The sequence below is a fragment of the Vibrio eleionomae genome, assembly GCF_009874545.1.
Taxonomy (GTDB): Bacteria; Pseudomonadota; Gammaproteobacteria; order Enterobacterales; family Vibrionaceae; genus Vibrio; species Vibrio nitrifigilis.
Genome location: NZ_WEKT01000061.1, coordinates 20,979 through 27,392 on the forward strand (window position 1 = coordinate 20,979; position 6,414 = coordinate 27,392).

A 6,414-nucleotide genomic window follows, 5' to 3' on the forward strand; every position below is an offset into this window, starting at 1 on the left:
CCATAACGAATACCGTTATGGGCCTTTGTGACTAAAAAAGAGGTCGTTTTATTTAATGTGGCATTAACGTATCGATATCTTTTTGTGTCGGTGCTTGGAAATTATATTTCTTCAATAACGCGGCATATTCAGGTGTTTGTTTGAATTTTTCCAATCCATTTTCTAACGCTGTACGGACTTCGTCATTGCCTTTCTTCACACCAAATCCATTTAATACTGGGTAAAGCAGGCTATCCGATGAAATTGCCACACGATTACCTAGTTTTTGTACCACACCTCTAGCGACTGCAGCATCAGTAATTTGCGCCTCTACTGCGCCAGATAACATGGCTTGAGTGGTTTGTGGATCGGTTGGGTATTCACTGATGGAGATAGGTTTTAGACCGTTTGCGACACAGTGCTCTTTGGACAGTTTCTGAATTTGCTGCAGCCAAGATGTGCCAGCCATAGAGCCGATTTTATGACCACAAAAATCTTCAGGAACTTTCGGTTGATAAGCGCTGCCTTTGATCGATAAGATCGATTCGCCACTTTTCAAATAGGGGATCATATCAATCACTTTCATACGATCTTTGGTGATGTACATCGATGAGTTAGTAATGTCAAAACGATTTCCGCGCAACCCTGGGATAAGGTTTGCCCAGCGCGTGTCCACCGTCACGGCGGTTTTGCCCATGACTTTAGCCAGTCCATCTAAGAATTCGATGTCGAATCCAGCTGGAACATTGTCTTTCATATATTCATAAGGGAAGAAAGTAACATCTGAACCCGCAATGATTTTATCCTGCTGCTTGAATGCAAATGCGCTGGTGGCTGTTAAAGACAACAAGACCGAAAGGCTGCTTGTTGCGATGATCTTGGTGAATTTACGTGTCTTAAGGGATGTGACGTTCATAATGATTCCTTTCATTAGCGTGTGATCTACAGTACAGGGTTATTCAAATGGTATAAAAATGGCACCATTAATCCATAAATGAAGGATCAATGGTCGCCATCAGTTGTTTCATTTCTTCAAAATGTTGTTTAGAAAAGTCAGTGATTTTTTCCCAATCTTGAGCGGTCTTTTCTGCGACTTCATCGGATAATACTTTTAGAGGTTGCCCGGTAGATCTGGCGGCAACTAAGATTTGGCATGCGCGCTCAAGCGTCCAAATGTCATCGAACGCAACACCAATATCATTACCTGCGACCATCACGCCATGATTACCCATCAGCAAGCGAGTGTTATCTTTCAATAGCCCAGCTAAACGCGCGCCTTCTTCAGTGGTATCAGCCATACCGCCATACATGGTATCAACAGATATGCGGTTAAAATAACGCGCCGTATTTTGATCGATCGGGGTAATAGTTGGATTCTCAAGCGCTGAGATAGCTGTGGTATATACCGGATGAAGGTGAAGGACAACACGAACATCAGGCAATAAACGATGAATTTGACCATGAATCGACATTGCAGTCGGGTCAACATCATTACGTGAGGCATTATTGGGGTCGTCGGCATTGAGTAGCAATAGATCGCTGGCTTTAATACGTGAAAAGTGCATCCATTTAGGATTAAGCAAAAATTGCTTACCATCCGGTGACACTGCAGCACTAAAATGGTTAGCAACTGCTTCGTGCATTCCTAAGTGAGCGATGATGCGAAAGGTCGCCGCAAGATCAATGCGTGTCTGTTCTTCTAGCGTTAGTGACATAGTTTGCTTCCTTTAAAAATGCTCAGCCTAACAATAAGGCTGAGCAATCAGTGCAGTAGTTACTGTTTTGGCATGAGTTGTTTAATGTCTTCTGCCGATGGAGATTGAGCATTGTATTTGGCAAATAACGCCTTGTACTCAGGTGTCTGACTGAACTTTTTGATACCCGCCGTGAGCGCTTCACGGACGTCATCATTGCCTTTTTTCACACCAATGCCGTTAAGAACCGGATAGAGTAATTTCTCGGAGCTAATGACGACACGAGACCCAAGTTTTTTCACCACACCCTGAGCAACGGCGGCATCAGTTATTTGCGCTTCTACCGCATGTGACAACATCGCTTGAGTTGCTTGAGGGTCAGTTGGATATTCGCTGATACTGATAGGTTTTAAACCTTTTGCTTCACAGTAATTGACGGAAAGATCTTTCATCTGTTTCAGCCAAGCGGTACCCGCTTGAGAACCGATTTTATGGCCACAAAAGTCTTCCGCTACTTTAGGCTGGTAATCTGTCCCTTTAATTGACAAAATTGACTCACCTGTTTTTAGATAAGGAATCATGTCGATGACTTTGAGTCTATCTGGCGTGATGTACATGGCTGAGTTGAGAATATCAAACCGACCACCTCTCAAACCCGGAATGAGATTGGCCCATCGAGTATCAACTTCAACTGCGGTTCTTCCCATCGTTTTAGCAAGACCATCAATAAACTCGATATCAAAACCAGCTGGTTTACCTTTATCCATATACTCATAGGGATAAAAAGTAATATCTGATCCTGCAATGAGCTTGTCTGGCGTTTTGAATGCCAACGCATTCATGGAAGTCATAGCCAGAACAGAGCACACTCCACCCATCATTGTTCGGCGCACGACAGTGGTTAATGTATTAGACACAAACGACATAATTATTCCTTTAATGGCAAATTAAGCTGAAACGGCATCAGTTCCTGCTTGTTGTACAAAAAACGATGCACCTTTAGGCTTTTGAGGTAGGCGAAGTTCGTTTTCAGTACAACGGATTTTGCCACTTGAAGAGCCTGCGACGAGAGTGCCTGCATGTTGACTTGGTAATGGGTTTTCACATAGTGGTAACGCATCTTCTGCAGCGTATACACAGATGTAAAGGGTGCGAGGATCGTCGGTGTTATTTGGGCTTGATGCATGTAGTAAACGAGTATGCATAAAGCAGACACTACCTGATACGCCGGCGCATGAAATTGGATTCTGACAATGCTCTTTTTCTACATCGTCACTGATCACGCCCGTAAATTGATCATCATTCCAGTGGGAGAATAGCGGCCCTTTATGACTACCTGGAATCACTTGCAATGGTCCATTTTCAGCTGTGACGTCGCTGATCATGATCAGACAAGTAACTAAGTCATCATTACTGTGTGGCGTAAAAGGAAAATCCTGATGCCATTTTACTTCTGTTGCAGTATGCGGCAGCTTAGAGTTAATTTTGCTGTGATGTAAGCGCGCACCTTGGCTGCCGACCAACTGGCCTGCGATTTTTGCTACTTTAGACGTTAACGCCATATTTCGATAAGCATCCGAAATATCTGTTGGTGAAGTAACACGACGTAGTGATGGGTGCTCTGCGCTGTGATCGCTTTCAATATCGAAACGTGCACGACCATCAAGTGTTTCTCCCCATGGTTGTTCATGTTGGCGACTATCTTGCACCCATTGATCAAAATCTTGTTGTAAAGAAGCGATTTCTTCTGGGGTTAGAACATTTTCTACAACCAAAAATCCGTTTTTTTGATACTGTTCAACTTGTGATTGCTCGATCATAAATCCTCCTTGAGCTTGGTTTAAGCAAGAGAAACATCTTTCAGGAATGTTTCTACACGCGGGTTGTGCCCTTGGCGTAAGACTTCTGGACTGTCATCACACACGACACGACCTTGTTCCATAAATACGATTCTGTCTGAGACTTTAAATGCGAAGTTCATTTCATGAGTCACAATGACCATTGTGATTCCTTCGCTGGCTAAATCTTCGATAACCTGTAGGACTTCATTGACTTTTTCTGGATCAAGCGCCGAGGTTGGCTCATCAAATAGCATAATTTGCGGACGCATCATCAATGCGCGGGCAATCGCCACTCGTTGCTGTTGACCACCAGATAATTGATGTGGGTATTTCCAGGCATGTTCTAACATGCCAACCTTATCAAGCAGTTGGTAGGCTTGTAGCTCTAGGTCTTCTTTACTGCCCATTTTATGGTAGCGCGGTGCTAGCATAAGGTTATCGAGCACTTTCATATGCGGGAAAAGATTAAAACTTTGGAAAACCATCCCGATTTTGGTTCGATGTTCGCTGTATTCCACAAAGCGAGATTTGTTATTGCCAAAATGATGGTATTTCAAATACGGGTTACCATTGAGGTGAATTTCCCCACGGTCTAGTTGCTCTAATCCATTCATTAAGCGAATTAACGTTGTTTTACCTGAGCCGGATGGCCCAATAACAGACGCAACTTGGCCTTGTTGAATGCTTAAATCCACGGCTCGTAGTACTTCCACATCATTATATGATTTATGCAGTTTTGTTGCTTGGAGCGCTGGTGCATCTATTTGCTCTGTTGGTGAGAATTTAGGTGTTGGGGCACTCTTCACCTTTTGAATGAGCGCTTCTGGTAATGTGTGATCTTTTTGACCTTTTGTTACATCCAAAAAGTCTTCTAGTCTGTTTAGTAAAAAGTCGAACACGGTGACAATGAGGACGTAATAAACCGCAACGGCTGCCATTGTCTCTAACACCAAGAAGTTCTGTGTATAAAGGCGTTGACCCACCATCAAAATTTCAGTTAATGAAATCACGGACACCAGCGATGTTAATTTTACGATGGCGATGTATTCATTTGCGAGAGCGGGCAGGGCAACCCTTAATGCTTGAGGGATAATCACCAACCATTGAATACCGGAATATTTTATACCCAGAGCTTTTGCTGCTTCACCTTGCCCTTTAGGAATCGAGAGTAAACCACCACGATGAATTTCAGCCACATAAGCACTTTCGCTCAAAACCATCGCGATTAAACCCGCCCAAAATGGATTGGTAAGTAGGCCGCTTGTGGCCGGGAGGGCCTGAGGTAAGTTGTAGACAAATATGAGCAAAACGAGCAAAGGTAAACTGCGGAATAGCCAAATGTAAAACTTAGCTGGTCCTCTTAATATGCCTAACTTAGACTGTTTACCTAAGGCCAAAACAAAGCCAACAATAATGCTCAATACCCAGCTAAGGATACTGAGTTTCACCACGGTCCAACTGGCTAACCAAAAGTCAGATAAGTGAAATAAGCTGAATAAGTAGTCCCAATCAAATGACATAAAATCGTCACCATTCCTTGTAATTCTAGCGATAGCTTGTTTTAGATCAAAACATCGCAACTCCAAATATGTACCAGCACTATGACCTCGGCAGTGGATAAAGCGCAATTATAATTTTTGTCGTTTCTAGTTTAAAAAAAACTATGTTTAATGATTTTGGCTATTTAATGTTGAATATTGGGTTGGTTACTTCAAATCTAGTGCGAGTGCTTCTATTTGGTGCAGGTGGATGTTACGAAGGATTAATTAATTATCATCAACGTGTTGCATTAATTGGGCAAAACTATCGTTTTATAGTCCTTTTAAAACATAAGGTTAACGTTTTTAAATAAGTGTTAAATTTCGAGTGGCATGTCAATTGCTGACTAAAGATGGAGTTAAAGTCGTAAAGCAGGTGAACGATGAGAAATTTTACCCTTAAGCAGTTACATTATTTTGCAACCGTCGTTGAAACGGAAAGTATCGCTGAAGCATCAAGAAAGTTACACATAGCTCAGCCATCTATTTCAATTGCCATCAAGAATTTAGAAGACACATTTGGACAGCAGTTGCTCATACGCCATCACGCACAGGGCGTTTCTCTGACTCCAGGGGGGCGGCGCTTCTATATTAAAGCGCAGGAGTTGCTGCGTTTATCTTATGAGTTTCAGCAAAACTCTTTAGCAGACAGTGATATAACAAGTGGTAAAATAACGATCGGTTGCTTTGAATCTGTGGCGCCTTTATATATCCCTAAACTTATAGCGGGGTTTAAAAATGTCTATCCGGAAATCGATGTTCAGTTAAATGATGGCGAACAACATGAAATAATGAGTGGCCTGCATCGAGGGCAGTTTGATTTAGCACTCTTGTATGATTTAGAGCTGGATAATTCGATTAAGAAAGATGTTTTAAATGCGCCAGATAAACCATATGCACTGCTGCCTAAATATCACCCATTAGCGATGAAATCCTCAGTAACATTAGCGGAATTAAGCCGTGAGCCTATGGTGTTACTCGATGTTATTCCAAGTAAAAACTATTTTTTGAATATTTTTGCTGAGAAAGGGTTACACCCTAAAGTTGCCTATTCATCGCCTTCAATCGAGATGGTGCGCTGTATGGTTGGGCAGGGGCTAGGTTTCTCCGTGTTAGTTACTAAGCCTAAATCTAATATGACCTACGATGGCAAAGAAGTCGCCTATGTTGAAATTGATGACGAGATGGAAGACTCGACCTTAATCATGGCGCATTTGAAAATTAATGAACCTACTGTTCCAGCTCGTTTATTTATGGATTATTGCCGCGATTATAATTTCAATAATGAAATGTCATTAAAGCAGGTAGTATAATTTTTATTATGGTTAATGACCGTTAATATTTTTTTTCTATCCAATAGGA

At 42.1% G+C, this 6,414-nt stretch carries 6 protein-coding genes; 1 reads left to right on the top strand and 5 read right to left on the bottom strand.

Going from position 1 to position 6,414, the window contains the following annotated elements:
* Positions 1 to 52 precede the first annotated feature (52 nt).
* The 5 genes from F9817_RS20590 to F9817_RS24440 all read right to left on the bottom strand — a co-directional run bounded on the left by F9817_RS20590 (position 53) and on the right by F9817_RS24440 (position 5,034).
* A complete protein-coding gene (locus F9817_RS20590) occupies positions 53 to 895 on the bottom strand; it encodes an ABC transporter substrate-binding protein (protein WP_161158073.1) in 843 nt (280 codons plus the stop codon).
* Between the two features lie 67 nt (positions 896 to 962).
* Entirely contained in the window at positions 963 to 1,694 is a 732-nt protein-coding gene (locus F9817_RS20595) for a class II aldolase and adducin N-terminal domain-containing protein (RefSeq protein ID WP_161158074.1), read from the bottom strand.
* A 59-nt stretch (positions 1,695 to 1,753) separates the two neighbouring features.
* Entirely contained in the window at positions 1,754 to 2,599 is an 846-nt protein-coding gene (locus F9817_RS20600) for a transporter substrate-binding domain-containing protein (protein ID WP_202436538.1), read from the bottom strand.
* A gap of 21 nt (positions 2,600 to 2,620) precedes the next feature.
* Positions 2,621 to 3,493, bottom strand: a complete 873-nt coding sequence (locus F9817_RS20605) for a phytanoyl-CoA dioxygenase family protein (protein WP_161158075.1) — start codon at positions 3,491 to 3,493, stop codon at positions 2,621 to 2,623.
* Between the two features lie 20 nt (positions 3,494 to 3,513).
* Positions 3,514 to 5,034 carry an amino acid ABC transporter permease/ATP-binding protein gene (locus F9817_RS24440; protein WP_161158076.1) on the bottom strand — a complete coding sequence of 507 codons (1,521 nt, stop codon included), beginning with the start codon at positions 5,032 to 5,034 and terminating at the stop codon, positions 3,514 to 3,516.
* Between the two features lie 401 nt (positions 5,035 to 5,435).
* Between F9817_RS24440 and F9817_RS20615 the strand changes: the two genes are divergently transcribed.
* Positions 5,436 to 6,365, top strand: coding sequence for a LysR family transcriptional regulator (locus tag F9817_RS20615; RefSeq protein ID WP_161158077.1), 930 nt, complete (start codon positions 5,436 to 5,438; stop codon positions 6,363 to 6,365).
* Positions 6,366 to 6,414 lie beyond the last annotated feature (49 nt).